The organism is Microbacterium petrolearium, assembly GCF_054782875.1.
This window is the reverse complement of sequence record NZ_BAAGRQ010000001.1, coordinates 93,245-118,663: the sequence shown is the minus strand read 5'-3', so window position 1 is coordinate 118,663 and position 25,419 is coordinate 93,245. Positions and strand designations below refer to the sequence as shown.

Genomic DNA, 25,419 nt, shown 5'->3' with positions numbered 1-25,419 from the left:
AGGGCCGCCGGCACGCTCTCCCGCACGATCATCCCGCCGTCGAGCCGGATGACGCGGTCGGCCGCGGCGATCGCGTCGTCGTCATGCGTGACGCACAGCACCGCCGCTCCCCTGGCCGCCTCCTCGGCCAGCGCGGCCCGCACGCGGTCGCGGCTGGCGGCGTCGAGGCCCGCGGCGGGCTCGTCGAGGATGAGGATGTCGGCGGTCGCTGCACGACGAGCGCGAGCGTTCCGCCCCGCTCGATCGCGCCCGCGCGCGGCCGCTTCACCCCCGCCAGCAGCTCCACGAGCGTCGACTTGCCCGACCCGTTCGCCCCGCACAGCGCCGTGACCGCGCCGCGCGGCAGCTCGAGCGAGACGGCGTGGACCACGTCGGCGCCGTCGTAGGCGAAGCAGACATCGCGCGCCCACAGCAGCGGGGCGGAGGTGCGGCGGATCGGATCGGGGTGCGTTGCGTTGTCGGACACGCCCATCACTCTACTCGTGTGTGATAAGCGTTCTCATTTGGGTACGGTCGGGAACGTCATCACGCTCGTCGTGGCGGCGGCGTGCCACCGCGCGTTCGTCGCGGCCGCCTTCGATCGCCGGGTCGCGCACGTGCTGGGGCTGCGGCCGGCGCTCGCGCAGGTCGCCCTCGTGGGCCTCGTCACGCTCGCCGTCGTCGCCTCCTACCAGGCCGTCGGATCGCTCCTCGTCGTGGGCCTGCTGCTCGCACCGGCGATCGCGGCGGCGCCGTGGACGCGCCGGATCCCCGTGCGGATGGCGCTGGCCGCGGTCCTCGCGGTGCTCGCCGTGACCGCCGGGCTGCTCGTCTCCTGGCACGCGGGCACCGCCGCCGGCGCGACGGTCGCCGCCGCCGCCATCGCCGTGGCCGCCCTGAGCGGCGCGCTCCGCGTCGCCCTCGACGCCGTCGTGACGCGCGGCGCCTCCCACCCGCGCCGGCCCGAGCCGGCCTCCCTCGTCACCCCCTGACCACCCGCAACCGGAAGAGCTCCATGCCCCCTCGCCCCCTGCTGCGCGCCGCCGCCGCGCACGTCCTCGCCACCGGCCTGCTGGCCGGGTGCGCCGCCCCCTCCGAGCCCGCCGCGTCGCCCACGCCGTCCGATGCGGCCACCGGCGACGGCCACGGCGCCGTCGAGGGCGCCGCCGAGGTCGCCGAGCCGCAGCTGCAGCTCGTCACCCTCGCGCCCGTCGGCACCGTCGCGTCGATCGACCTTCTCACCGAGGAGCGCGCCGACATCGGCTCGATCGGCGCCCCGAGCGCGGTGTCCACGGACGGCCGGTACGCGTTCGCGACCACGGATGAGGGCGTCGAGATCGTCGACAGCGGCATGTGGGCGTGGGACCACGTCGACCACTTCCACTACTACCGCGGCACGCCGTCGATCCTCGGCCCGGTGCCCGGATCGGGCCGCGCCGTCGTGTCGACGAGCAACTCGTCGACGACCGGATCGGCGGGCGTCTTCTTCCCCGAGACCGGCGAGGCCGTGCTGCTCGACGTCGAGGCGCTGTCGCAGGGCGAGGTGCGCGAGTCGTTCCGCCTCGACCTCGCGCCGCACGCCGGGCTCGTGGCACCCCTCGGCGAGGGCGGCGTCGTCACCGTGCCCGACGTGTCGGGACGCGTGACGGCCGTGCAGCACCGCACCTCGGACGGCACGGCGGGCGAGACGGCCGATTGCCTCGACGCCGCCGGGGCGATCACGACCCGCGTGGGGCTCGTGATCGGCTGCGCCGACGGCGCCCTCCTCGTCACCGCCGAGGGCGGCTCCCCCGCGTTCGAGCGGATCCCGTACCCCGACGGCGCCGCCGCGCCCGCCGCCACCTCGTTCGCGAACCGCGAGGGCCGCCCCACCGTCGCGGGCGTCGCCGGCGAGGCGGGCATCTGGCTGCTCGACACGCGCGAGCGCTCCTTCACGCTCGTGCCCACCGCCGTTCCGGTGATCGCCGCCTCGGCGGCCGACGACGAGGCGGGGCACGTCCTCGCCCTCGACGCCGAGGGTTGCCTGCGCGTGCTCGACGAGACCGGCGTCGAGCTGGCCGTCACCGATCCCCTCGTCGCCGACGTGCCGGCCGACGCGAGCGCCGTGCAGCTCACGGTCGACACGCAGCGGGCCTACCTCTCCTCCCCCGCCGAGGGCGTCGTGCACGAGGTCGACTACGCCGACGGCGCGCGCGTGGCCCGCTCGTTCGACACCCCGGTCGGCGCGTTCACGGTGGAGGTCGGGCAATGATCCGCCCACCCGCCTCGCTCTCGTCGCCGCCGCCACGCTCGCGCTCGCGGGCTGCGCCGCCGGGCCCGCCGGCGACGACCGCCCCGACATCGTCGTGACGACGAACATCCTCGGCGACGTCGTCCGCACCCTCGCCGGCGCGCAGGCCGATGTGACGGCGCTCATGCGTCCCAACGCCGATCCGCACTCCTTCGAGATCTCGGCCCAGGAGGCCGCCGCGATGAGCGAGGCCGACCTGCTCGTCTCCAACGGGCTCGGCCTCGAGGAGGGCCTGCAGCAGCACCTCGATCGCGCGGCGGGCGAGGGCGCGACGACCTTCGTGGCCGGCGATCACGTGGACGTGCTCGCGTATGCGATGCGAGCGCCGACGCGGGCGGCGCGGACGATCCGCACTTCTGGACGGATCCGGCCCAGATGATCGCGGTCGTCGACGCGCTCGCGCCCGAGCTCGCGGCCCTCGACGGCGTCGACGACGCCGCGCTCGAGGCCGACGTCGCCGCCTACCGCGCGGAGCTCGTCGCGCTCGACGACGAGATGACGGCGGCCTTCGCCGCGATCCCGGCCGAGCGCCGGCAGCTCGTCACGAACCACCACGTCTTCGGCTACCTCGCCGAGCGCTTCGGCTTCGAGATCGTCGGCGCCGTGATCCCGGGCGGCAGCACCCTCGCCGCGCCCAGCGCGAGCGATCTGCTCGGCCTCACCGACGCGATCCGCGCCGCGGGCGTCTCGACGATCTTCGCGGAGTCGTCGCAGCCGGATCGGCTCATGCAGGTGCTCGCCGAGGAGGCCGGCATCGACGTGCAGGTGACCGAGCTGTTCACCGAGTCGCTCACCGCCGAGGGCGAGGGCGCCGACACCTACCTGTCCATGATGCGCACCAACAGCGAACGCATCGCAGAGGGCCTCTCCCGATGAGGGGCCGAACGAAGGGAAACACGATGAGACGACGACACCAGAGGATGCTCGCCACGGCGACCGCCCTGAGCGCCGCCGGCCTGCTGCTGGCCGGCTGCGCGACCTCCCCGGGATCCGACGCCGAGGCGCCGGAGGGCCCCGCCGCCGAGGGCCGCCTGGCGGTGGCCTACGAGAACGGTCTCGCGGTGCTCGACCCCGAGACGCTCGAGATCGTGGACGAGTTCGAGACCGAGGAGTTCACGCGCCTGAACGCCGCCGGCGACGCGCGCCACGTGCTCGTGACGACCTCGGCGGGCTTCCAGGTGCTCGACACCGCGGCGCCGGAGCTCACCGACCTCGTCTTCGAGGCCGACACGGCCGGGCACGTGGTGCGCCACGGCGGCAAGACGGTGCTCTACGCCGACGGCACGAGCGAGACGACGATCTTCGAGACCGACGCCCTCGCGGCCGCGGACGGCGAGCTGCCCGAGACGCAGACGCACCGGGCCGACGCGGCGCACCACGGCGTGTCGATCGTGCTCGAGGACGGCACGCTGCTCACGACCGTCGGTAACGCCGACGGCCGCACGGGTGCCATGGCGCTCGAGCCGCACGAGGACCACTGGCACGAGCTGACCGTCTCGGACCAGTGCCCCGGCATCCACGGCGAGGGCACGGCCCAGGACGAGGCGGTCGTGTTCGGCTGCGAGAACGGCGCGCTGCTGTTCAAGGACGGCGAGTTCATCAAGCTGCAGGCGCCCGCCGAGTACGGCCGCATGGGCAACGCGTACGTCTCCGAGACGAGCCCGATCGTCGTCGGCGACTACAAGGACGACCCCGACGCCGAGGGCTACCTGCTGCACGCCGTGACGCTCATCGACACGGCCGCCGAGACCTACGAGGTCGTCGAGCTGCCGGTCGAGTTCACGTACCGCGATGTCGCGCGCGGCCCCGAGGACCTGGCGTACATCATCGCCACCGACGGATCGATCCACGTGCTCGACCCGGCCTCGGGCGAGCTGGTGGACGAGTTCCCCGTGATCGAGGCCTGGGAGGGCCCCGCCGAGTGGCAGGATCCGCACCCTGCGATCGTCGTGAACGGCGACATCGCCTACGTGAGCGAGCCGGCGGCGAACACGCTGCACGCCGTCGACCTCACAACGGGCGAGGTCGTCGCCTCGGTCGAGCTCGACGAGGCTCCGAACGAGATGGCGGTCGCCCTGGGCTGATCGCTCACCGCTGTGCCGTGCCCCGGGTGGAAAACCGCCCGGCGCACGGACGTACCGCCCCGGGCACGGTCATGTCCGCAGGCGCACCACCGCCGACAGCGGCCGGGCGCCGGGGCCGATGCGGGCCCAGTGCCGGATCGCCGCCACGACGGCCGCGCCGACGCGAAACGGGTCGAGGATGACGGCGTTGACGACGCACCTCTCTACCTCGTCGTGACGCCAGCGACCCTCGCTGGCCTCCGGGGCGAGCCCTCCTCGACACCACCGACAGCGTGCGCGGCTACGACAAACCCACGCAACGCGTCGCCGGCGTCGCCGACAACGAACCAATCACCAACCGCGTCGTTATCAGGGGTGCCGCCGAGGCCGCACGCGGCTTGACGAACGGGACCGCTGGGCCGAGGCTCGAGCCGTCAAGGTCGGAGCCCTACTGCTTCGGCTCCGCGAGGCCCGCGTTGCGAAAAGCAACCGCACGCCTCGCCCCTCGTGACCGGTCCGGCAACGAACCGGTGATGGCGCTCCGAAGGAGAAAGTCGGAGAACGTCGTCGTTCCGGCGGCAAGCTCGTGCGCCACCGATGTAGTCACTCCGAGCGTCGCCGCTAGCTCGTCAGTGGTCGCTCCCCGCGCACAGGCATCCGCAATGCGCTCATCCACATCCTCCGCGGACGCCAGGGCGACTTCGAGCGCATCAAATGCTTGGTTGCGCCCGCTCAGGAGCCCGTCGAGCGGGCTATCGGGAGAAACGTTCACTTGCACCTCCGAACTGGACGCCTCGATGATAAAGCGGCTCATCGCAGCTGTTCGCGCCACTGACGCGCGATTCCCACATGAGAAGGGCAGGTCCCGCAGTGCGCAAGCTTAGAAGGATCACGACGGCTGTTTTCGCCGCGGTTCTACTCATCGGAAGTCCAGCGGTGGCGAACGCGGCGGACGGGAAGGAACCCGCGGACCCGGCACCTACGGTTCATTCGTCGTCGGAACCCCGAGTCCTCGGCGGAAACGTGATCGAGGACGGCCCTACCGCAAGTGCACCGCCGATCGATGCCGAAGAGCTGGCCCGGCAGGGAATCACGGGCGAGGTCGTATCGGTGGAGCAAGACGTCAAGGGCGCGACGTTCTACTTCTACGAGGACGGAGACTACGTCTTCATGCTTCCGGATGAGTTGCCGAACGAAGACGGCGACCTGGTCCGCACAGCCTGGTCTGCAGGAACATACTGCACCGGCCACTTCGTTCAAATCGCGAAGCTGAACGGCCAGCTCTACTGGGGCGGTCAGAACTACTGCAGCGGCACGAACAACGTCTACCAGCATGATCTTCGCATCGTGCTGCGCGACGGATGCACCGGTCCGTTCTGCTTCCAGGAGGAGACTGGCTCGGCTCGGGCGCCCGGGGCGGCGTATGAGATGGTCAAGACGGTCTCTCAGTTCCACACGTGTGTGAATTCGAATCAGCGTCGGTACGACATGATCGCTTACCCGATGGTCCGAAGCGTGCAATTTGGTCCGATCGTTGACTCCGAGAACTTCATCGTGGCCTGCGACTGGATCTAAGGCACTGGCAGGATCCGCACCCCGCGATCGTCGTGAACGGCGACATCGCCTACATCAGCGAGCCGGCGGCGAACACGCTGCACGCCGTCGACCTCACCACGGGCGAGATCGTCGCCTCGGTCGAGCTCGACGAGGCGCCCAACGAGATGGCGGTCGCCCTGGGCTGATCGCTCACCGCTGTGCCGTGCCCCGGGTGGAAAACCGCCCGGGGCACGGTCGTGTCCCGGGGCAGGGTCGTGTCCGGGCGCGGCGCGTCAGCCGCGCACGGCCTCCAGCGCCTCCCGCACCACCGCCGACAGCGGGCGGGCGCCGGGGCCGATGCGCGCCCAGTGCCGGATCGCCGCCACGACGGCCGCGCCGTGGGCCGCGCCCGCGACCTCTGCGGCGAGCTCGCCCGTGCCGCGGCGTCGCAGCGCCTCGGCCACGAGACCGCCGATCCGAACGAGCCGCAGCGCCGACTCGCGCTCCAGCTCGGCCTCGATCCCCATGGCGGCGGCGTTCGCGTGCGCGAGCGCGAGCGCGTCGGGCGCGAAGCCGTCGGCCATGGTGGCCACCGCCGCGGCCGGGTCCTCGCCGGCCCCGAGCGCCGCGGCGAGCGCGTCGATCCGCTCGTCCAGCCCCGCCCACAGCAGCGAGGACTTCGACGGGGCGTAGTTGAAGAAGCTCGAGCGGGCGATGCCGGCCCGGCGCGCGATGTCGGCCACGGAGGTGTCGTCGAAGCCCTGCTCGAGGAACAGCTCGCACGCGGCCTCGGCGAGCATCTCGCGCGAGATCGCCTTCGGCCTGCCTGGCCTGCCCGCCGCGCTCTGCATCGCACCAGTGTAGGCTCGTGCGTATTATTGGACGCGGTCTAGGAATAGGACCGGGACGACGTCCGACCGAACGGGGAGGCTCGATGTTCGACGTGCTCGAACCGGGGTTCGCGCCGGACGTCGTCCCCTATCTCGACGGCTGGGAGCTGCAGCGCCGCATCCACGCCGAGGTGCGGGACGGCCGCCGCCCCGAGACGCTCATCCTCCTCGAGCACGGGGCGGTCTACACCGCCGGCTCGCGCACGCAGCCCGAGGACCGGCCGCGCGACGCCGACACCCCGGTGATCGACGTGGATCGCGGCGGCCGGATCACGTGGCACGGCCCCGGCCAGCTCGTCGGCTACCCGATCATGCGAGTGGCGGATCGCGGCGATGCCGTCGCGTGCGTCCGCGCGATCGAGGACATGCTCATCGAGGTGCTGCGCGACTACGGCGTCGAGGGCACCCGGATCGACGGGCGAAGCGGCGTGTGGATCGAGCGCGGGTCGGGGCCGGCCGCGAAGATCGCCGCCATCGGCATGCGCGTGCAGCAGGGCGTGACCATGCACGGCTTCGCCCTCAACTGCGACAACCCGCTCGCGCCGTTCGAGCGCATCGTGCCGTGCGGGCTGAGCGACGCCCACACGACCACCATGGCGCTCGAGACCGGGCGCGACCTGTCTCCCCGCGGCGTCAAGGACGCCGTCGCGGGGGCCTTCCGCCGCACCTTCGAGAGGATCCCCGCGTGACCGCCTGCTCCCCCGCCGCCCCCGCCCAGACCGCGCCGAACGGGCGCAAGCTGCTGCGCCTGGAGGTGCGCAACGCGGCCACCCCCATCGAGAAGAAGCCGGAGTGGATCAAGACCCGCGTGCGCCAGGGGCCGGAGTACCGGCAGCTGCACGAGCTCGTGAAGGGCGAGGACCTGCACACCGTGTGCCAGGAGGCCGGGTGCCCCAACATCTACGAGTGCTGGGAGGACCGCGAGGCCACCTTCCTCATCGGCGGCTCGCAGTGCACGCGCCGCTGCGACTTCTGCCAGATCGACACCGGCAAGCCCGCCGACTACGACACGGACGAGCCGCGGCGCGTGGCCGAGTCGGTGCGCCGCATGGGCCTGCGCTACGCCACCGTCACGAGCGTGGCCCGCGACGACCTGCCCGATGAGGGCGCCTGGCTCAACGCCGAGACGGTGCGACGCATCCACGCGCTCAACCCGAACACGGGCGTGGAGCTGCTCGCCAACGACATGTCGGGCAAGCCGGAGCACCTCGGCCAGGTCTTCGACGCGCGCCCCGAGGTGTTCGCGCACAACGTCGAGACGGTGCCGCGCGTGTTCAAGCGCATCCGCCCCGCCTTCACGTACGAGCGCTCGCTCGGCGTGCTCACGCAGGCGCACGAGGCCGGGCTCATCACGAAGTCGAACCTCATCCTCGGCATGGGCGAGGAGCCGGAGGAGGTCGTGCAGGCGCTCCACGACCTGCACGACGCGGGCTGCGACATCATCACCCTCACGCAGTACCTGCGCCCCTCGCCCCGCCACCTGCCGGTGCAGCGCTGGGTCAAGCCCGACGAGTTCGTCGAGCTCAAGGCGGTTGCGGAGCAGATCGGCTTCCTCGGCGTGCTCGCCGGCCCGCTCGTGCGCTCCTCGTACCGCGCGGGGCGCCTGTGGGCGCAGTCCATGCGCGAGAAGGGGCGCGAGATCCCCGCGCACCTGCGCCACCTCGTCGACGGGGCGCCCGCGGAGTTCGCGCAGGCCGTCTGATCCGGGCCGCACCGGCGGAGCCCGCGCGTCCGCCGCGCGCTACGCTGGATCCTTGCGATCCATTGTTGGACGCGATCCATCTTTCACCCGAAGGACGTCATGAATCGTCGTGCCCTGCCCGCGCTCGCCGCGGGAATGCTCGCCCTCCTGCTGGCCGGCTGCACCGGGGGCGCGTCCCCCGACGACGGCGCCGAGCCGATCGAGGGTGGCACGCTCGTCTACGCGACGGGCGACGCGGAGCCCACCTGCCTCGACCCGCATGTCGGCGGCAACTACCCGCAGGCGCTGCTCGCGACCCAGTTCCTCGAGCCCCTCGTGGGCCGCGACGCCGACGGCGAGATCGTGCCGTGGCTCGCCACCGACTGGACCACGTCCGAGGACGGCCTGACGTGGGATCTCACGCTGCGCGACGACGTGACCTTCACCGACGGCACGCCGTTCGACGCCGAGGCCGTGAAGGCCAACATCGAGCACCTGCAGGACCCGGACACGGGATCGTCCACGGGCTGGCTGGCGGTGCAGCAGATCGACGCCGTCGAGGTCGTCGACCCCACGCACGTGCGCTTCCGCCTCTCGACGCCCAAGTCGGCGCTGCTCGAGGTGCTGAGCCAGCACTGGGCGGCCATGCAGTCGCCCGCCGGCATCGCGCGCGGGCAGGAGGAGAACTGCCTCGCCCCCGTCGGCACCGGTCCGTTCGTCGTCGAGAGCTGGACGCCCCAGGACCGCGTCGTGCTCACCCGCAACGAGGACTACGTGCCGACGAACCCCCAGGGCCACGACGGCCCGGCGTACGTGGAGCGCGTCGAGTGGCGCTTCATCCCCGACGCCGCCACGCGTCAGGCCGCGCTCGCCTCGGGCGAGGTGCAGGTGATCGACAACCCGCTGCCCAGCGACATCGCGGCGGCCGAGGGCCAGGGCATCGCGCACATCGACGCGCCGCGCCCCGCGGCGTCCAACCGCATCGAGCTGAACTCCAGCCAGCCGCCGTTCGACGACCCGCTGGTGCGCGAGGCGTTCGTGCGCGCCGCCGACCCGAACCCGGGCATCGAGTCGCTGTTCCACGGCACCGCCGCGCGCTCGTACTCGGTGCTCTCGAGCGTCGAGCCGATGGGCGTGTCGGATGAGGAGACGTTCGCGACCGACGCCGACCGCGCCGCGGAGCTGCTGGACGAGGCGGGCTGGACCGACGCGGACGGCGACGGCGTGCGCGAGAAGGACGGCACGCCGCTGACCGTGCGCTTCCCCGTCTCGACGAACCAGTCCACGGCCGCCGAGCAGTCGCTGTTCGAGCAGATCCAGGCGAACACCGCCGCCGTCGGCTTCGACGTGCAGCTGGAGCCCGTCGACCTGTCCAGCTGGTACGGCGCGCTCGCCGCGCACGAGTACGAGGCCGTCTCGGCGCCGTACACCACGGTGGGTCCCGACGTGCTGCGCATCCTGTACCACTCCGAGGGCACGGTGCCGGCGCCGTCCGGGTACTTCGCGAACCACGCGATGCTGCAGGATCCCGAGCTCGACGCGCTGCTCGAGGCCGCCCTGGCGACCACGGACGACGCCGAGCGCGCCGAGCTGTACGCCGACGCGCAGCGGATCATCCTCGACAGCCACACGGTGCTGCCGCTGTACGACCAGCAGAACCACTTCCTCACGAAGGGCGTCGAGGGCGTCGAGCCGCTGCACACCATCTCGACGCCGCTGCTGCTGAACGCCCAGCTGCTCGGATGAGCCGGGCGCGGGCGCTCCCCGCGCTGCGGTGGATCGCGGGGCGGATCGGCGGCGCACTGCTGGTCGTCTGGCTCGTCGCGACCATCGTGTTCTTCGCGCTGCGCTCGTCGGGCGATCCGCTCGAGGCGATCCTCGGCGGACCCGGCTCACAGGCCGGCCCGGACGCGGTGGCCGCCGCGCGTGAGCAGTACGGCCTCGACCAGCCGCTCGTCGTGCAGTACCTCGTGCAGCTGTGGCGGATCGCCACCCTGCAGCTGGGCGACTCGTACGCGCGGCGGCAGCCGGTGGGCGAGCTGATCGGCGAGCAGCTGCCCGGCACGCTGCTGCTCGCCGCGCTCGCGCTCGTGCTGGCGTGGGCGCTCGCCGTCGCCGGCGCGATCCTCACCACCGCGGTGCGCGGGCGCCTCGCGCGCGTCACCGACGCGGTGCTGCGGGGCGTCGAGATCGTCGCGACCGTGATGCCCGGGTTCTGGCTCGGCGCCGTGCTCATCCTCGTGTTCGCGTCGTCGCTCGGCCTGCTGCCGGCCACGAGCCAGGGCGCGGATCCGGCGGGCCTCGTGCTGCCGGTCGTCACGCTGGCCGTGCCGATCGCCGGCTTCCTCGCGCAGGTCTCGCGCGACGCCCTGCTCGAGGCCGACGCCGCGCCCTTCGCCGTCACGGCCCGGGCGCGCGGCGCGGGCGAGCCGCGCGTGCTGCTGCGCCACACCTTGCGGCACGCGTCCCTTCCCGCCCTCGCGCTGTCGGGCTGGGCGTTCGGCAACCTGCTCTCGGGCGCCGTGGTCGTCGAGGTGCTCTTCGCCCGCCCCGGGCTGGGGCGCCTGCTGCAGGACGCGGCGCTCGCCCGCGACGTGCCCCTCGTCATCGGCGCCGTCACGGTCGTCGCGCTGCTGTACGTGGCGGTCGTCGTCGTCACCGACGTCGTGGAGCTCTTCGTCGATCCGCGGCTGCGCGGGCCGCGGCCCGCCGCGCTGCGCGCCCCGGATGTGGCGGTGGGATCGTGACGGCGATCGTGAGCCGCCTGCCCGGGCTGCGGCGGCTGGGCGCGCCCGGCGCGATCGCGCTCGCGTGCCTCGTCCTCCTCCTCGTCGCCGTCGCCTGGCCGGCGCTGGTGGCTCCGGGCGACCCGCTCGCCATCGCGCCGGCCGAGGCCTTCCAGGCGCCCTCGGCGGCGCATCCGTTCGGCACCGACGAGTCGGGGCGCGACATCCTCACCCGCATCGTGCACGGCACGGCCGCGTCGGCGGGCATCGGCCTGGCCGCGACCGCCCTCGGCATCGGTCTGGGGCTCGTCATCGGCTTCGCGGCGGGGCTCGGCCCCGCCTGGCTCGACGCCGCGCTCGGCCGCGCCGTCGAGGTGCTCTTCGCCCTGCCGACCCTCGTCATGGCGCTGCTGCTCGTCGCGATCCTCGGGCCGGGCACCGGCAGCTCGATCCTCGCGATCGGGCTCGCGACGGCGCCCGGCTACGCGCGCATCCTGCGCTCGCGCGTGCGCGGCGTGGCGCGCAGCGACTACGTCGGCTACGCCCGTCTCGAGGGCACGGGCCCGCTCACCCTGTTCGCCCGGCACATCGCGCCCAACACGCTGTGGCCGCTCGTGTCCACCGCGACGCTCGGCATCGGGCAGGCCATCGTCTGGGTCTCGGCGCTGAGCTTCCTCGGGCTCGGCTCGCCGCCGCCCTCGCCCGAGTGGGGCGCCATGCTCAACGCCGGGCGCGTGTACATCTCGACGGGATGGTGGATGACCGTGTTCCCCGGCCTCGCGATCGTCGCGACCGCGACGGTGCTCACCGTGCTGGGCCGCCGGCTGGGAGCGTCCGACTCATGAGCGCCGTCGACGTCCGCTTCCTCTCCGTCGACCTGCCCGGCGCGGGCCGGGTGCTGCACGACGTGTCGCTGGCGGTCGCGCCCGGCGAGTGCCTCGCGATCGTCGGAGAGTCCGGCGCCGGCAAGTCGGTGCTCGCGCGCACCCTGCTGGGCCTCACCCACGACGACGCGGGCGTCCATGTGCGTGCCGACGTGCTCGAGCTCGCCGGCCGCGACCTGACGCGCCTCGGCCGCCGCGGGCGGCGCGCGATGCGCGGCCGCGACGTGGCGCTCGTGCTGCAGGACGCGCTGCAGTCCCTCGATCCGCTGCGCACGATCGAGGCCGAGATCGGCGAGGCGCTCGCGGGGCGGCGCGTGCGCCGCGCCGAGCGGCGCCGGCGCGTGGTCGCGGCGATGGCGGCCGCGGGCCTGCCCGACGCCGAGGCGCTCCTGCGCCGGCGCTCCGGGGAGCTGTCGGGCGGCATGCGCCAGCGCGCCCTCATCGCCTCGGCCGTCGTCGGCGGGGCGCGGGTGCTCGTGGCCGACGAGCCCACCACGGCGCTCGATGCCACCACCGCCGTGCGCGTGCTCGAGCTGCTCGGGCGGCTGCGCGACGAGGGCGCGGCGCTCGTGCTCGTCAGTCACGATCTGCGCGCCGTCGCGCGCGTCGCCGACCGGATCTCGGTGCTCGATGCGGGGCGCGTCGTCGAGGACGGCGCCGCGTCGGCGGTGCTCGAGGATCCGCGCCACGAGGTCACGCGCGCCCTCCTGGCCGCCGTCCCCACCGGCCCCAAGCCGACCGTCACCCCCCGGTTGCTGAACGGAGGTCGCGAGGCGACCGGAGATGAAGCGACCACCGCCACCCCGCGCCGCCCACTCCTCGCGGCAACCGGCGTCACCAAGCGCTATCGCGACGTCGTCGCCGTCGACGGCGTCGACCTCGAGCTGCGCGCGGGCGAGGTGGTCGGCGTCGTCGGCGAGTCGGGCTCGGGCAAGTCCACGCTCGCGCGGCTGCTCATCGGGGCCGAGCGCCCCGACTCCGGGGACGTCGAGCGCACCGCGCGGTGCATCCGGCTCGTGCCGCAGGATCCGCTGGGCTCCTTCGATCCCCGCCACACGGTGGAGCGGATCCTGCGCCACGCGCGGCGCGGCGACGCGCCCGAGCCGCGCGAGCTGCTGAACCGCGTCGGCCTGCCGGCCGCGGTGCTGCGCCGGCGGCCCGCGACGCTCTCGGGCGGGCAGCGGCAGCGGGTCGCGATCGCCCGGGCGCTGGCCGCGCGGCCCGACGTGCTCGTGTGCGACGAGCCGGTGTCGGCCCTCGACGTGACGACGCAGGCGGGCATCCTCGATCTGCTGCTGCGCCTGCAGCGCGACGAGGGCCTCGCGATGGTGTTCATCTCGCACGATCTCGCCGTCGTGCGGCGCGTGAGCGACCGCGTCGCCGTGATGCGCGACGGGCGCGTCGTCGAGTCGGGCCCGACCGAGGCGGTCTACGCCGCGCCGTCCGATCCGTTCACGGCCGAGCTCATCGCCGCGGGGTCGTGATGGGCTGACACTCGCGCGCTCAGTCGGCGCTCGTGACCGACTGGATCTCGCCGTCGCCCGACAGGTTCACCAGCAGCACGTCGTCGGCGGCGTCGGGGTCGAGGGCGTACTCCATGACGGCGAACGGGTCGTCGCCGCCGTGCTCGTCGGCGAGGATCGTCACGCTCGTCAGGTTCATCGACCGGATGATGTCGACGGCCGCGTCGCCGGAGACGTCGACGAGGAAGTCCTCGAGCTCGTCGCCGAGCTGCTCCTGCTGCATCAGGATGTACTCGGTCACCTCGCTGGCGCGGTTGTCGACCTCGCCGAGCATCGCGATCCGCGCCCTGCGGTCCATCTCCTCGAGGCTCGAGACGATCGCCGCGGCCGCGTCCAGCGCGTCCTGCGTCACCTCGTCCTGATCCGGGGCGGTCAGATCCACCGTCACCCGCATGTCCCCCAGGTCGACGCTCTCGGACCAGAAGATCGAGCCGTCGGGGCCCGTCTCCAGCAGTCCGAAGAAGTCGTGTTCGATCGCCATGGCGCTATACAACCAGCATCGCCGCGGCGGGGCCAGACGCCGAGCCGCCCGGGCGCGCCGCGCTCAGGAGACCAGCTGCTCGACGAACACGTGCGGCGTGAATCCGGTGAGGTCGCCGATCCCCTCGCCCTGGCCCAGCAGCTTCACGGGGATGCCCGTGCGCTCCTGCACCGACAGCACGAAACCGCCCTTCGCGGAGCCGTCGAGCTTGGTGATCACCAGTCCCGTCACGCCGGCGTGCTCGAGGAACGCCTCGGCCTGCTTCACGCCGTTCTGACCCGTGGTGGCGTCGAGCACGAGCAGCACCTCACTGATGGGCGCCTGCTTCTCGATGACGCGGCGGATCTTCGTCAGCTCGTCCATGAGGCCGCCCTTGGTGTGCAGGCGCCCCGCCGTGTCGACGAGCACGATCTCGGTGCCGGTCTCCTTGGCGTACGTGATCGTCTGGAACGCCACCGACGCGGGATCCTGGCCCTCCTGTTGGGGACGCACGATCGCCGCTCCCCCGCGCTCGGCCCACGTGGCCAGCTGGTCGACGGCCGCGGCCCGGAACGTGTCGGCCGCGCCCACGACGATCGAGCGGCCGTACCGCCGCAGGAAGTTCGCGAACTTGCCGATCGTCGTCGTCTTGCCCACCCCGTTCACGCCGACCACGAGCACGACGGCGGGGCGCTCGGTGAGCTTGAGCGTCGTGTCGAAGCGCGCGAAGCGCTCCTCGAGCGACTCCCGCAGCATGCGCTGCAGGTCGGCGGGGTCGGTCGTGCCGTAGCGCGCGACCTTCTCGCGCAGGTCGTCGATCACCTGCTCGGCGATGTCCGGCCCGAAGTCGGCCGTGATCAGCGCGGTCTCCAGGTCGTCCCACGTGTCGTCGTCGATCCTCGGCTTGACGAACATGCCGCGCAGGGCACGCCCCAGAGACCACCGTTCTGCCATGGGTCCCAGCCTAGTTCGGCCGTCACTCGCGCGTGACGTGCGCGTCCTTGCCCACCACCGTGATGCCCGTCCCCGTCACGGTGAAGCCGCGTGCGAGGTCCGCCGCCGGGTCGACCCCGATCGTCGCGCCCGCGTCGACGACGACGTTCTTGTCGAGGATCGCGCGGCGCACGGTGGCGCCGGCGGCCACGCGGGCGTGGTCGAACACGATGGAGTCGGTCAGCAGTGCCCCGGACTCGACCATCGTGTGCGTGCCCACCACGCTGCGCTCGATGTGGGCGCCGGAGATCACCGATCCGAGCGAGACGATCGAGTCGATCACGGTGCTGAGCGTGCCGCGGGCGTCGCGCGTGAACTTGGCGGGCGGCATGTTGTCCTGGCGGCTGAAGATGGGCCACTCGTCGTTGTAGAGGTTGAAGATCGGCAGCACCGAGATGAGGTCCTGGTGGGCCTCGAAGTACGACTCGATCGTGCCGACGTCGCGCCAGTAGTAGCGATCGCGTGGCGTGCTGCCCGGCACCTCGTTGTCCTTCATGTCGTACACGGCGGCGGTGCCGCGCTCCACGAAGTACGGCACGATGTCGCCGCCCATGTCGTGCTTCGAGCTCTCGTTCTCGCCATCGGCGAGCACGGCGTCGACGAGCGCGTCGACCGTGAACACGTAGTTCCCCATCGAGGCGAGCACCTCGTTCGGCGAGTCGGCCAGCCCCTGCGGCTGCTGGGGCTTCTCGAGGAACTCGCGGATCATGCCCGGCCGGTCCGCCTCGGTCTCGATCACGCCGAACTGGTTGGCGAGCGAGATCGGCTGGCGGATCGCCGCCACGGTGCACTCCGCACCCGAGGCGATGTGCGCCTCGATCATCTGCTCGAAGTCCATGCGGTAGACGTGGTCGGCGCCGACCACCGCGATGTAGTCGGGCCGCTCGTCGCGCACGAGGTTGAGGTTCTGCAGGATCGCGTCGGCCGACCCCAGGTACCAGCGCTTGCCGAGGCGCTGCTGCGCCGGGATCGACGTGACGTAGGAGTTCAGCAGCCCGCTCAGCCGCCACAGCTTGGAGATGTGGCGGTCGAGGCTGTGCGATTTGTACTGCGTGAGCACGACGATCTGGCGCAGCCCCGAGTTGATGAGGTTCGACAGCGCGAAGTCGATGAGCCGGTAGTGGCCTCCGAAGGGCACGGCGGGCTTGGCCCGATCGAGCGTGAGCGGCATGAGCCGCTTCCCCTCGCCGCCCGCGAGGACGATCCCGAGCACCTTCTTCGTCGCCGCCATGGGTGTGCCGCCCCTTCGTCGCGCTCCTGCCCCGACCCTAGTGGCGCGCCGCCCGGAACGGGAGGGGTTGATATTCCGTTTCCGTCCCGCACTCCTCCCGCCGCCGCGCCCGCCGCAGTACGTTGTTCGCATGCGCGTCGATCTGCTCAGCCGGGAGTATCCGCCCGAGGTCTACGGCGGCGCCGGCGTGCACGTTGCGGAACTGGCGAGGGCCCTGCGCGCCCGCGAAGGGGTCGGGGGCGCTCCGCTCGACGTCGTCGTGCGCTGCTTCGGCGCGCCGCGCGACGAGCCAGGCACCTTCTCGTACGCCGTGCCCGAGGGCCTCGCCGGGGCGAACGGCGCGCTGCAGGCCATGGGCACCGACCTCGAGATCGCACGCGACGCGGCGGGCGCCGACCTCGTGCACTCGCACACCTGGTACGCGAACTTCGCCGGGCACGTCGCGAAGATGCTCCACGGCATCCCGCACATCGCCACGGCCCACAGCCTCGAGCCGCTGCGCCCGTGGAAGGCCGAGCAGCTCGGCGGCGGCTACCGCCTGTCGAGCTGGATCGAGCGCGACGCGCTGACGGCGGCCGATGCGGTGGTCGCAGTGAGCGAGGGCATGCGACGCGACCTGCTGCGCGTCTATCCGCAGCTCGACCCGGAGCGCGTGCGCGTGATCCACAACGGCATCGACCTGGACGGCTGGCGCCGCGTGGACGACGCCGACACGGTGCGCGCGCTGGGCGCCGATCCGGATCGTCCTTCGATCGTCTTCGTGGGGCGCATCACGCGCCAGAAGGGCCTGCCGTACCTGCTGCGCGCGGCCCGCCTGCTGCCTCCCGAGGTGCAGCTCGTGCTGTGCGCGGGCGCGCCGGACACCGCCGAGATCATGGCGGAGGTCGAGGGGCTCGTGGCCGAGCTGCGGGCGGAGCGCGACGGCATCGTGTGGATCGACCGGCATCTGCCGCGGCACGAGCTGTGCGCGCTGCTCTCGGCCGCGACGACCTTCGTGTGCCCCTCGGTGTACGAGCCCCTCGGCATCGTCAACCTGGAGGCCATGGCGTGCGGCGCCCCCGTCGTCGGCACGGGCACCGGGGGCATCCCCGAGGTCGTCGCCGACGGCGTCACGGGGGCGATCGTCCCGATCGATCAGCTCGACGACGGCACGGGCACGCCGACCGATCCGGATCGCTTCGTGGCGGATCTCGCCGCCGCGCTGACCGAGATGGTGTCGGATCCGGATCGCGCTCGCGAGCTCGGCGCGGCGGGGCGCCGGCGGGCCGAGCGGGAGTTCTCGTGGTCGTCGATCGCCGACCGCACGGCCGCGCTCTACGCCGAGGTCCGGCGGGGCTGATTCAGCGCACGCGCAGGGCCGCGGGCTGCACCTCGAACTCGAGCCGCGTGACCGACCCGACGATGTCGCCGTCGATCTCGAACTCGCGGGGCTCGTCCAGCTCCACGGTCAGCGCGCGCACGCGGTGGTGGGAGGTCGAGGCGCTGCTCTGTGCGGCGGCGTCGTCGCCGGGCAGCAGGCGCTTGAGCCCGTTGTCCCACAGCATGTTGCGCATGGTGTCGAGCCAGCCGCCGACGCCGTCCGCGTCGAGCACGAGCACGTCGAGCTCTCCGTCGCGCGGGTCGGCGTCGGGCAGCAGCGTGATGCCGCCCTGCACCGTGCCGCAGTTGCCGACGAGCAGCGTGTGCGCGGTCGCGTCGACCGGGTCGGCGCCGTTCTCCGAGACCCGGACGCCGATCACCTCGCTGGCCGAGACGGCACGGCCGAGCGACTCGACGTAGGCGAGCCAGCCCACGCGGTCCTTCAGGTCGTCGTCGGTCTCGGTGATCATGTGCGCGTCCACGCCGAAGCCGGCCATGACGGCGAACGCGTGCCGCTGCCGCTCGCCGTCGGCGTCGAAGCTCACCCAGCCCAGGTCGATCGGGGCGGCCTCGCCGTCCAGCGCCCGCGCGAACGCGGCGGGCAGGTCGTTGATGGGCACGTCGAGGTTGCGCGCCAGGAGGTTCCCGGTGCCCAGCGGCGCGATCGCGAGCTCCACGCCCTCCGCGGCCGCCACGGCCTCCGCGACCACGCGCACCGTGCCGTCGCCGCCCGCCGCCACGACGAGATCCGCGCCGGCCGCGATCACCGCATCCGCCGCGCCGCGGCCCGGGTCGTTCTCGGAGGTCTCCACCCACGTCACGCGGGGCTCGTCGGAGGCGCCGGAGAGCGCCTCCTCGAGTGCCGTCGTGAGCTCGTCCTTCGTGGTCTTGCTGGGGTTCCACACGATCCCGATGTGCTGGGCCATGAGCGGCTCCTCCCGTCTCGCACGTGGCACGAAGCCTACCGATCCGCCCTCAGGGGCGCACCGACGCCGTCACGGTGAACTTGGCGTTGCGCCCGGCCTGCCGTGTCGGCCCGACGATCCGCTCGAGCTGCGGCCGGTAGCCCAGGTGCGAGTTCCACACGCACCACAGCTGCCCGCCGGGGCGCAGCACGCGCGCCGCCTCGGCGAACAGGCGGGGCGCGAGCTGCGCCGTCACCGCGGCGTCGGAGTGGAACGGCGGGTTCAGCAGCACGAGGTCGGCGCTCGCGTCGGGGCAAGAGGCGAGGCCGTCGTCGCGGCGCACCGCCACCCGGTCGCCGACACCGTTCGCGTCGGCCGTGGCGCGGGCCGACGCGACCGCCGCGGCCGATCGATCGGTCGCCAGCACGCGGGCGCCCGGGCGCGCCAGGGCGTACGAGGCGGCGAGCACGCCCGTGCCGCACCCCAGATCGATCGCGTCCCGCGCGTCGGGCATATCGGGCAGGAAGCCGAGCAGGAAGCGCGTGCCGATGTCGATCGACGTGCCCGCGAACGCGGCGCCGTGCGCGCACACGACAAGCGGCGGATCGTCGTGTCGCTCGGCGCGGGGCCACGCCGGCCCGGCCGCGCCGCGCGGACCCGATGCCCGCAGCACGCGCGACTTCCCGACCCCGCGGTCCGCGGCGACCGAGCCGAAGTGCCGCGCGAGCACGTCGTTCATGGCGTGGCTCATGTGCTTCACCCGCCCGACGGCGACGAGCCGGACCTCCGCGTCGGCATGCGCCGCGACGAGACCGGCGATCTCGTCGAGCGCGTCGAGGGAGCGCGGCAGCTGCAGCAGCACGGTGCGGGCGCCGCGCACGAGCTCCGGGCCGAGGTCGTGCCATGTCACACCGGGCACCGCGATGTCCTCCGGGTCGTCGGCGGGCGAGGCCAGGCCGGCGTCGACGGCGTTCAGGCGCGCGGCCCGCTCGCCCGTGAGCGCGTCCTGATGCGCGCGTACCGTCGTCCCCGTGGCGGCCAGCGACAGGGCGATCGCCCCGTGGCGGTCGCCGATCACCACGGCGTCGCTTCCGCGCAGGTCCCCCGCCGCCGCGAGGAGGAGCCGATCGCTCGCGTCGGCGGCGACGAGATCGTGCGCCTCGAGATCGGGCCGGCGGCGCAGCCGCGCGGCGTGCGCGTCGAGCCACTCGACGGCGTTCACGACCGCCCGCTCATGCCGTGGCGCGCTCGTTGATCCGCTGCCCCACGACCGCCGAGACGCCGTCCTGTCGCATCGAGACGCCGTAGAGCGCGTCGGCGATCTCCATCGTGCGCTTCTGGTGCGTGATGACGATGAGCTGGCTGTTCTCGCGCAGCGCCTCGAACACGCCCAGCAGGCGGCCGAGGTTGGCGTCGTCGAGCGCCGCCTCCACCTCGTCGAGGATGTAGAACGGGCTCGGTCGCGCCTTGAAGATGGCGGTGAGCAGCGCGACCGCGGCCAGCGAGCGCTCGCCGCCCGAGAGCAGCGAGAGCCGCTCGATCTTCTTGCCCACCGGCCGCACCGAGACCTCGATGCCCGTCGTGAGCAGGTCGTCCGGGTTCGTCAGCGAGATCGATCCCGTGCCGCCCGGGAACAGGATCGGGAACACCTCGGCGAACGCCGCCTTCGTGTCCTCGAACGCCTCGGCGAAGATCGCCTGCATCCGCTCGTCGAGGTCGGCGATGATCGTCATGAGGTCCTTGCGGGTCTGCACGAGGTCGTCCAGCTGCTCGGTGAGGAACTTGTGCCGCTGCTCCAGCGCGGCGAACTCCTCGAGCGCCAGCGGGTTCACGCGGCCCAGCTGCGCGAGCTTGCGCTCCGCGTCGCGCAGGCGACGCTCCTGCATGCGCCGGTCGTACGCGATCGTCGCCGGCGCTTCGCCGTCCGCGGCGTCGTCGGAGGCGGCCGCGTCGGGCGCCGGCGCGGCGTCCTCCGCGAGCGGCAGCGCCTCGTCGCCCGTGCCGCGCTCGAGCGCCTCGTCGGCCCCCTGCAGCAGCTCGCCCGTCTCGCGCGCGGGCGTGATGTCGGCGACGTCGCGCGGCACGGGCTGGTCCGGGCCGTATTCGGCGACGAGCACCTCCTCGCCCAGCCCGAGCTCGCTCGAGACCCGCTCGAGCAGGCTGTTCAGCTGCACCTTCTTCTCGTGGATCTGCAGCTCGAGGCCGTGCGCGCTCTCTGTGAGCCCGCTCAGGCGCTCGCGCAGCTGCGCCTCCTGGCGGCGCAGGTCGCGCAGCTCCTCGGACATCGCCGAGCGGGCGCTCTCGGCCTCGGCCAGGGCGAGCCGCGCCTCGGCGACCGAGCGGTCGACGGAGTCCATGAGGTGCGGCAGCTCGGCGGCCACGCCGGCGGCGACCTCGCGCTGCCGGCGGCGGATGACGGCGCGGCGTGCGGCCTGCGCGGCCGCCTCGCGCTCGCGCTCGCGCTGCCGCTCCAGGCCCACGGCGCGCGCCTCGGCGGCGCGCACGCGCTCGCGCAGCGTCTCGACCTCCAGCCGCGCGGCCATCTCGCCCTCGCGCGCCTTCTCGAGCGCCGCGAGCAGCCCGTCGCGCGAGGAGGCGTCGAGGATCGGGCGCGGCTGCTGCAGCGCGCGATCGAGCTCCTCGGCGGCCGCGCGTGCCTTCGCCTCGGCCTCGGTCACGGCGGCCTGCGCCTGCGCGAGGCCCGCCTCGAGGCGCTCGCACTCCGCCACCGCCGCCTCATGCCGCACCGTGACCTTGTTCACGTGCTCGGCGTGCTGCGCCAGCTGGGCGTCGTGCTGGCGCAGCTCCTGCAGCGCCTCCTTCGCCCTGGCGCGCGCGGACTGCAGCCGCTCGGTCGCCTCGCGGCGCTGCACGCCGAGGTCCTCGACGAGCACGCGCACCTCCGCGAGCCGATCCGCCGCCGCGTCGTGCTCCGCCTGCAGCTCGAGGCGCGAGCGGCCCTCGCCGGATCCGGCGCGCAGCGTGTGCGCCGTGAGCACCTCGCCGGCGCGCGTGACGACGGTGATCGGGCCCCCGAGCTCGGCCGCCTCCAGGGCCGGCGCCGCCTCGAGCGCCGCCGCGAGGTCGTCGGCGATCGCGACGTACGCGAGCACGCCCAGCACGCCCTCGGGCGCCGTCACGACGTCGCGCGCGGCGACGATGCCCGGAAGCGACGGGAACGCCGGGGCGGCCGCCGGGGAGTCGGCGATCACGATGTCGACGACGCCGACGTCGCCCGCCCGCTCCGCGACGGCGCGCGCGTCGTCGCGCGTGCCGACGAGCACGCCCTCCGCCAGCGGCCCGAGCACGGCCGCGACGGCGGCCTCGCAGCCCGCTTCGACCTGCACGGCGTCGCCCACGAGGCCGCGGATGCCGTCGCCCCCGCGGGCGATCAGCTCGGCGGCGCCGTTCTTCACGTCGAGCGCGCTGCGCAGCGCGGCCGTCTTCGCCGTGAGGGCGTCGCCCTCGCGCTCGGCGGCGCGGTGCTGCTCGCGGATCCGCTCGAGCTCCGCCTCGGCCTCGGTCGCCGCCTGCTGCGCGTCCTCGTACGCGGCCTGGAACTGCGCGGCCGTGCCGGTGGTCTCCTCGACGCTCTCGAGCGCCTCGTACGCGGCCGCGGCCTCCACGCGCCGCGCGTGGGCGGCATCCAGCGCCCGCTGCTGCCGCTCGACGGCCGCGCGCACCGCGACGAGCGCCGATTCGGCCGCCTCCGCCGATCCGCGCAGCGCCGCGATGCGCATGTCGTGCTCCGAGACGAGCGCGCTCTGCTCGGCGATGTCCTGGTCGAGCGCGTCCAGCTCGGCGCGCGCCGTGAGCAGCTCGCGCGAGGCCTCCCGCACGGCGTCCTGCGCCGCCCCGAGGCCGTCCGCGATGCGATCGATCTCGGCCCGTGCCTCGTCGATCGCCGCCTGCGTCACGGTGACGGCAGCGCCGGCGTCCTCGTCGTCCTGGCCGAGCAGCGCGAGCCGCTGGTTCGCGAGCGTGTACAGCCCGCGCAGCCGCTCCTGCACCTGCTCGAGCGCGAACGCCACGCGGCGGGCCTCGTCCACGGCCTCGGCGTTCTGCTGCGCCTCGAGCGACGCGATCCGCGCGCGCACGCCGTCGGCCTGCTCCTGCAGCACGAGCCGCTCGGAGTGGCGCTCCTGCTCGCTGCGGTGGTGGTCGGCGAGGACCGCCCGCAGCTGCACGACGTCGTCGGCCAGCAGGCGCGCCTTCGCATCGCGCACGACGGCGGCGATCGTCTGCGCCTCGCGCGCGATCTCGGCCTGCCGGCCCAGCGGCTTGAGCTGGCGGCGGATCTCCCCCGCCAGGTCGCTCAGGCGCGTGAGGTTCTGCTCCATCGCCTCGAGCTTGCGGAGCGTCTTCTCCTTGCGGCGGCGGTGCTTCAGGATGCCCGCCGCCTCCTCGATGAACCCGCGGCGGTCCTCGGGCGTGGCCTGCAGCACGGTGTCGAGCCGGCCCTGGCCCACGATCACGTGCATCTCGCGGCCCAGACCCGAGTCGCTCAGCAGCTCCTGCACGTCGAGCAGGCGGCACGACTCGCCGTTAATGGCGTACTCGCTCTGCCCGTTGCGGAACAGCGTGCGGCTGATCGTCACCTCGCTGTACTCGATGGGCAGCGCCCCGTCGGAGTTGTCGATCGTCAGCTGCACCTCGGCGCGGCCGAGCGGCCCGCGGGTGGCGGTGCCGGCGAAGATGACGTCCTCCATCTTGCCGCCGCGCAGGCTCTTGGCGCCCTGCTCGCCCATCACCCAGGCGAGGGCGTCGACGACGTTGGACTTGCCCGATCCGTTGGGCCCGACGATCGCCGTGACGCCCGGCTCGAGCACGAACGTGGTCGGCTGCGCGAACGACTTGAACCCCTTGAGCGTCAAGCTCTTCAGGTGCATCCGCGTTCCTCCTCCGGCCGTAGTCGATCCACGCTACCCGACACGCCGCGCGACGCCCGGCGTTCCGCGCCGCACGCGGCGTCATCGGCGGCGGACGGCGACCACGACACGCCCGGCGGGCGCCCGAATCTGAACGAAACCTTGACGCCCGTTGCACCGGTGCCCTAACGTGATCTGCGGTTGCGCGCATCGGCGCGCGACGGCACGAGAGGAGATCGCGATGATGATCACGACAAAGCACACCCGCACGGGTGCCGTCGTCGACGCCGCTCTCCTCGGCGCCGGGAATCCGGATCTGGCATTCGGACTCCTTCGCGGTCGACGCGGCTGACGCCCTCCCGCACCCCTCGCATCGCTCCGGCCCTCGGGTCGCGGGGCATCTGATGCGCCGCCGCGCCGCCTGATCGGCGCGCCTCACCCGGGATCCCGGCCGCGATCCGTCGCGCCGCCATCCTCCCGGCGTCCCTCATGGATCCCGGATCCGCCCCTCCGCGGGGCTCCGTGAGCCGTCGTCTCCACGTCCCACCGGGATGTCGGAGGCCCTCCCCAGCGTGCGGATCGCACATCCCGCGATCCGCCCCTCCCCCTCACAAAGGACAGAGCCATGTCGCAGACCGTGCAGCACCCCACCCGTGACCGGGCGTTCGCCGAGCAGCAGCCCCGGCCGCCCCAACCTCCCCGGCCCCCGTCCGAGGCGATCGCCGCGCTGGAGTCCCGCGCTCCCCGCACCGCGCTCGCCGACCGCATCGCGATGCGGATCGGACTGTGGCTGACGCTGTGGGGCACCCGCCCCCAGTACATCCGCCGCGACGAGGCCGAGGCGCTCCTGGAGCGCCGCCGCCTCCTGCAGGCCCACCTGACGCTGGGGCAGACCGGCCCCCGCCATCCGCACGCGTGACCCGCGTCGACGAACGAAAGAGAACCATCATGATCAGCGACACGCTGACCATCGCCCCGCTGCACGTGCCGGAGTCCCTCGACGCCCCGGACGCCGCCGACTTCCGCACCATGGTGCGCATCGGCAACGAGGAGTGGGCGCGCAACGCCCGCACCGACCTGATCGACGAGGACGAGCTGGACGTGCTCACGCGGTGGCAGAACACCACCGACTACACGCACCACGGCCTCGTCGCGCGCGTCGGCGACCGCATCGCGGCCATAGCGGTGTGCACCTACGAGAACACGACCGCGCAGGCGGCCGAGGTGTGGGTGAACCTGGCCGAGGAGTTCGACGACGACGAGCTCCACGACCGCATGCTCGCGGAGGCGGAGCACCTCGCGGCCGATGCGGGGCGCACCGCCCTGCAGGTCTACTCCATCCACCCGGCGGGCGAGTCGGGCGACATGCTCGACTCGCCCACCGGCTTCGGGCGCATCCCGCACGATGTGCCGGCGCGTCGGCTCGTGCGCAACGGGTACGCGCTGCAGCAGGTGGAGCGCACGAGCATCTTCGACCTGCGCGGCTCGTTCGACGAGGTCGACCGGCTGCTCGAGGAGTCACTCGCGGCCGCCGGGCCGGACTACCGCGTCGTGACCTGGACAGGTCGCACGCCCGAGGAGTACATCGACGGCTACGCCGCCATCCTCGGGCGCCTGGCCACCGACGCGCCCACGGGCGAGATGGTGTCGGAGGCGAGCGAGTGGAACGCTGAGCGCGTGCGCCGCCGCGACGAGCGCCAGGAGCGCGCCGGCCGCCGCCTCAGCGTGGTCCTCGTGATCCACGAGCCCACGGGCCAGGTCGCCGCGCACAACGACCTCGGCATCGGACCGGACCGCACGAAGCCGACGGAGCAGTACGGCACGCTCGTCGCGCCGGAGCACCGCGGCCACCGCCTCGGATCGGTCGTGAAGTGCGTCGGCCTCGAGCGCTGGCGCGAGGCCGTTCCCGAGTCGCCGTGCGTCATCACGTGGAACGCCGAGGAGAACCGCTTCATGCTCGACGTCAACGAGCGCGTCGGCTTCCGCCCGCTCGCCTACGCGGGCGCGTGGGAGAAGCGGATCGGCTGACGA

25 protein-coding genes are annotated in these 25,419 nt (G+C 73.3%); 16 read left to right on the top strand and 9 right to left on the bottom strand.

The window, feature by feature from the left end; translation table 11 throughout:
- Positions 1-28: 28 nt before the first annotated feature.
- Positions 29-466 (bottom strand): ATP-binding cassette domain-containing protein, encoded by a 438-nt coding sequence (locus tag ACYVJ0_RS00540; protein ID WP_460815295.1) that lies wholly within the window; start codon positions 464-466, stop codon positions 29-31.
- A gap of 37 nt (positions 467-503) precedes the next feature.
- On the opposite strand from ACYVJ0_RS00540, the gene ACYVJ0_RS00535 reads away from it, so the two are divergent.
- The 5 genes from ACYVJ0_RS00535 to aztD all read left to right on the top strand — a co-directional run bounded on the left by ACYVJ0_RS00535 (position 504) and on the right by aztD (position 4,353).
- Positions 504-971 (top strand): metal ABC transporter permease, encoded by a 468-nt coding sequence (locus ACYVJ0_RS00535; protein WP_460815294.1) that lies wholly within the window; start codon positions 504-506, stop codon positions 969-971.
- A gap of 23 nt (positions 972-994) precedes the next feature.
- Positions 995-2,230, top strand: a complete 1,236-nt coding sequence (locus ACYVJ0_RS00530; RefSeq protein ID WP_460815292.1) for an ABC transporter — start codon at positions 995-997, stop codon at positions 2,228-2,230.
- Positions 2,231-2,324: 94 nt separating this feature from the next.
- Complete coding sequence (locus ACYVJ0_RS00525; RefSeq protein WP_460815290.1) at positions 2,325-2,648, top strand: metal ABC transporter solute-binding protein, Zn/Mn family; 324 nt, start codon at positions 2,325-2,327, stop codon at positions 2,646-2,648.
- Positions 2,645-3,145: a metal ABC transporter solute-binding protein, Zn/Mn family gene (locus tag ACYVJ0_RS00520; RefSeq protein WP_460815289.1), complete on the top strand. Its 501-nt coding sequence runs from the start codon at positions 2,645-2,647 to the stop codon at positions 3,143-3,145. Before ACYVJ0_RS00525 ends, ACYVJ0_RS00520 begins: the two co-directional genes overlap by 4 nt.
- Positions 3,146-3,168: 23 nt before the next feature.
- Positions 3,169-4,353: a zinc metallochaperone AztD gene (gene aztD, locus ACYVJ0_RS00515; protein WP_460815287.1), complete on the top strand. Its 1,185-nt coding sequence runs from the start codon at positions 3,169-3,171 to the stop codon at positions 4,351-4,353.
- Between the two features lie 427 nt (positions 4,354-4,780).
- Here the strand turns inward: aztD and ACYVJ0_RS00510 are convergent, their stop codons facing one another.
- Positions 4,781-5,146, bottom strand: coding sequence for a hypothetical protein (locus ACYVJ0_RS00510; protein WP_449854274.1), 366 nt, complete (start codon positions 5,144-5,146; stop codon positions 4,781-4,783).
- Positions 5,147-5,355: 209 nt separating this feature from the next.
- Here ACYVJ0_RS00510 and ACYVJ0_RS00505 point away from each other — a divergent pair, with 209 nt between their 5' ends.
- Together ACYVJ0_RS00505 and ACYVJ0_RS00500 are read left to right on the top strand one after the other, a co-directional pair.
- Positions 5,356-5,907, top strand: coding sequence for a hypothetical protein (locus ACYVJ0_RS00505; RefSeq protein ID WP_449854275.1), 552 nt, complete (start codon positions 5,356-5,358; stop codon positions 5,905-5,907).
- Positions 5,908-5,939: 32 nt separating this feature from the next.
- Positions 5,940-6,074, top strand: coding sequence for a hypothetical protein (locus ACYVJ0_RS00500; RefSeq protein WP_449854276.1), 135 nt, complete (start codon positions 5,940-5,942; stop codon positions 6,072-6,074).
- An 87-nt stretch (positions 6,075-6,161) separates the two neighbouring features.
- Here ACYVJ0_RS00500 and ACYVJ0_RS00495 read toward each other — a convergent pair whose 3' ends face one another.
- On the bottom strand, positions 6,162-6,719 hold the full coding sequence (locus ACYVJ0_RS00495) for a TetR/AcrR family transcriptional regulator (protein ID WP_449854277.1): 558 nt from the start codon (positions 6,717-6,719) through the stop codon (positions 6,162-6,164).
- Between the two features lie 83 nt (positions 6,720-6,802).
- On the opposite strand from ACYVJ0_RS00495, the gene lipB reads away from it, so the two are divergent.
- From lipB to ACYVJ0_RS00465, 6 genes are all read left to right on the top strand, one after another.
- On the top strand, positions 6,803-7,447 hold the full coding sequence (gene lipB / locus ACYVJ0_RS00490) for a lipoyl(octanoyl) transferase LipB (RefSeq protein ID WP_449854278.1): 645 nt from the start codon (positions 6,803-6,805) through the stop codon (positions 7,445-7,447).
- Positions 7,444-8,460: a lipoyl synthase gene (gene lipA, locus ACYVJ0_RS00485; protein WP_449854279.1), complete on the top strand. Its 1,017-nt coding sequence runs from the start codon at positions 7,444-7,446 to the stop codon at positions 8,458-8,460. Before lipB ends, lipA begins: the two co-directional genes overlap by 4 nt.
- Positions 8,461-8,559: 99 nt before the next feature.
- On the top strand, positions 8,560-10,185 hold the full coding sequence (locus tag ACYVJ0_RS00480) for an ABC transporter substrate-binding protein (protein ID WP_460815284.1): 1,626 nt from the start codon (positions 8,560-8,562) through the stop codon (positions 10,183-10,185).
- The gene (locus ACYVJ0_RS00475) at positions 10,182-11,186 is read left to right on the top strand and encodes an ABC transporter permease (RefSeq protein WP_449854281.1); all 1,005 of its coding nucleotides are present in this window, start codon (positions 10,182-10,184) and stop codon (positions 11,184-11,186) included. Before ACYVJ0_RS00480 ends, ACYVJ0_RS00475 begins: the two co-directional genes overlap by 4 nt.
- Positions 11,183-12,010: an ABC transporter permease gene (locus tag ACYVJ0_RS00470; RefSeq protein ID WP_460815282.1), complete on the top strand. Its 828-nt coding sequence runs from the start codon at positions 11,183-11,185 to the stop codon at positions 12,008-12,010. Before ACYVJ0_RS00475 ends, ACYVJ0_RS00470 begins: the two co-directional genes overlap by 4 nt.
- On the top strand, positions 12,007-13,533 hold the full coding sequence (locus ACYVJ0_RS00465; protein WP_460815280.1) for an ABC transporter ATP-binding protein: 1,527 nt from the start codon (positions 12,007-12,009) through the stop codon (positions 13,531-13,533). Before ACYVJ0_RS00470 ends, ACYVJ0_RS00465 begins: the two co-directional genes overlap by 4 nt.
- A gap of 19 nt (positions 13,534-13,552) precedes the next feature.
- Here ACYVJ0_RS00465 and ACYVJ0_RS00460 read toward each other — a convergent pair whose 3' ends face one another.
- The 3 genes from ACYVJ0_RS00460 to glgC all read right to left on the bottom strand — a co-directional run bounded on the left by ACYVJ0_RS00460 (position 13,553) and on the right by glgC (position 16,256).
- Positions 13,553-14,053: a DUF2004 domain-containing protein gene (locus tag ACYVJ0_RS00460; protein ID WP_449854284.1), complete on the bottom strand. Its 501-nt coding sequence runs from the start codon at positions 14,051-14,053 to the stop codon at positions 13,553-13,555.
- A 63-nt stretch (positions 14,054-14,116) separates the two neighbouring features.
- Positions 14,117-14,986 (bottom strand): signal recognition particle-docking protein FtsY, encoded by an 870-nt coding sequence (gene ftsY / locus ACYVJ0_RS00455; protein WP_449854285.1) that lies wholly within the window; start codon positions 14,984-14,986, stop codon positions 14,117-14,119.
- Positions 14,987-15,008: 22 nt separating this feature from the next.
- A complete protein-coding gene (gene glgC, locus ACYVJ0_RS00450) occupies positions 15,009-16,256 on the bottom strand; it encodes a glucose-1-phosphate adenylyltransferase (protein ID WP_460815278.1) in 1,248 nt (415 codons plus the stop codon).
- 130 nt (positions 16,257-16,386) lie between these two features.
- Here glgC and glgA point away from each other — a divergent pair, with 130 nt between their 5' ends.
- Complete coding sequence (gene glgA, locus ACYVJ0_RS00445; protein WP_460815277.1) at positions 16,387-17,595, top strand: glycogen synthase; 1,209 nt, start codon at positions 16,387-16,389, stop codon at positions 17,593-17,595.
- Position 17,596: 1 nt separating this feature from the next.
- On the opposite strand, the gene ACYVJ0_RS00440 is transcribed toward glgA, so the two are convergent.
- Genes ACYVJ0_RS00440 through smc form a run of 3 tightly spaced genes read right to left on the bottom strand, consistent with a single transcriptional unit; the run spans position 17,597 to position 23,409 of the window.
- The gene (locus ACYVJ0_RS00440) at positions 17,597-18,541 is read right to left on the bottom strand and encodes a diacylglycerol/lipid kinase family protein (protein WP_460815275.1); all 945 of its coding nucleotides are present in this window, start codon (positions 18,539-18,541) and stop codon (positions 17,597-17,599) included.
- A gap of 49 nt (positions 18,542-18,590) precedes the next feature.
- A complete protein-coding gene (locus ACYVJ0_RS00435) occupies positions 18,591-19,742 on the bottom strand; it encodes a class I SAM-dependent methyltransferase (protein ID WP_460815273.1) in 1,152 nt (383 codons plus the stop codon).
- 10 nt (positions 19,743-19,752) lie between these two features.
- Complete coding sequence (smc, locus tag ACYVJ0_RS00430) at positions 19,753-23,409, bottom strand: chromosome segregation protein SMC (protein ID WP_460815272.1); 3,657 nt, start codon at positions 23,407-23,409, stop codon at positions 19,753-19,755.
- A gap of 604 nt (positions 23,410-24,013) precedes the next feature.
- Here smc and ACYVJ0_RS00425 point away from each other — a divergent pair.
- Both ACYVJ0_RS00425 and ACYVJ0_RS00420 read left to right on the top strand, forming a co-directional pair.
- Complete coding sequence (locus tag ACYVJ0_RS00425; RefSeq protein WP_460815270.1) at positions 24,014-24,307, top strand: hypothetical protein; 294 nt, start codon at positions 24,014-24,016, stop codon at positions 24,305-24,307.
- A 29-nt stretch (positions 24,308-24,336) separates the two neighbouring features.
- Entirely contained in the window at positions 24,337-25,416 is a 1,080-nt protein-coding gene (locus ACYVJ0_RS00420) for a GNAT family N-acetyltransferase (protein WP_449854292.1), read from the top strand.
- Positions 25,417-25,419: the final 3 nt, after the last annotated feature.